Genomic DNA, 1,177 nt, shown 5'->3' on the forward strand with positions numbered 1-1,177 from the left:
GGCTCAGGTGCCTCGGGTGCGGCGGTCTCTTGGGACTCAGCCATAGGTCTCCTCCTGCGTGCCGGTCGGGCCGGCCGCTCCTGTGCGGCCCTGCCGCTCAAACGTTCTGGTATGTCCTGGTGAGATCAGCCGGACGGTCGGAACCGGTCCGCCCGGGATCGGTCCACATTGGGCCGGTCCGCTCCGGAGGTCTCATGGCCTCAAGGGAGAGGCGGCCATGCGCCTCTCCAGGGGGCCGCCCGAGGGCGGCCGCAAGACGCTCTCAGCGATACTCGCCGGCGTGTTCTTCAACCTTGGACAGGGCGTCCTTGGTGATGAAACCGGGACCGGAGTTGATGTTGTTGCCCGGAAGAACGCCAAAACGCTGGTAGTTGGCCAGAACGATCACAGGCAGATAGGCCTGCAGGAAAGGCTGCTGGTCAATGCCCCACTGAATGGTGCCGTCCTTGATGCCCTTGACGATCTCCGTGCCCAGATCAAACGTGCCGAAATAGATCTCGCCGGCCTTGCCGATCTCCTGAAGCGCACCAATGGTCGGGTCCGCGGAGGTCGGGCCAAGCGTCAGAATGGCTTCCACATCCGGATTGGCCGACAGATACGCCTTGACCTTGTTCTTGATCTCGGCCGGATCCTGGCCGCTGTCGATCATGCTGTCACCCAGCTCAACACCCAGACCATCGGCAAAGCCGCGGCAGCGCTCACCCACAACCGGGTTGGACACAACGTGGTTCACACACAAGAACGAGCCAACACCATCGCGCTTGGCGCGCTGACCGGCCGCAAGACCGGCATCATATTCAGGCTGGCCGACATACATCAGAGCGCCAACCTCAGCGGCCTGCTCCGGCGTGCCGGAATTGATGATGATCACCGGAATGCCCTTGGCAACCGCATTCTGGATCGGACCGGACAGAACGTCCGGATCGGCCAGCGTGGTGATGATCCCGTCCGGATTGGACGCAGCCGTCTGCTCGATAATGCGCGCCATGTCCGCAATGTCGCCCGTCGGTGGATTGCGGTACTCAACCTCAGCACCAACCTGCTCACCGGCAAGCGCCAGACCGTTCTTGATCGTGTTCCACCAGCTGTCGCTGTCCGGCGCATGGCTCACAAGAACAAAACGTTCCCCTTCAGCCAAAACTGGCCCAGACAAACCCGTAAACGCAATGGCAGCTGC

The 1,177-nt window shown here is 62.3% G+C and carries 1 protein-coding gene; it reads right to left on the minus strand.

The annotated features are described in order from the left end of the window. Window positions 1–262: 262 nt before the first annotated feature. Window positions 263–1,168, minus strand: a complete 906-nt coding sequence (locus Q0915_RS32025; RefSeq protein WP_299484419.1) for a sugar ABC transporter substrate-binding protein — start codon at window positions 1,166–1,168, stop codon at window positions 263–265. Between the last annotated feature and the right edge of the window lie 9 nt (window positions 1,169–1,177).

This window comes from uncultured Roseibium sp. (assembly GCF_947494555.1).
GTDB lineage: Bacteria > Pseudomonadota > Alphaproteobacteria > Rhizobiales > Stappiaceae > Roseibium.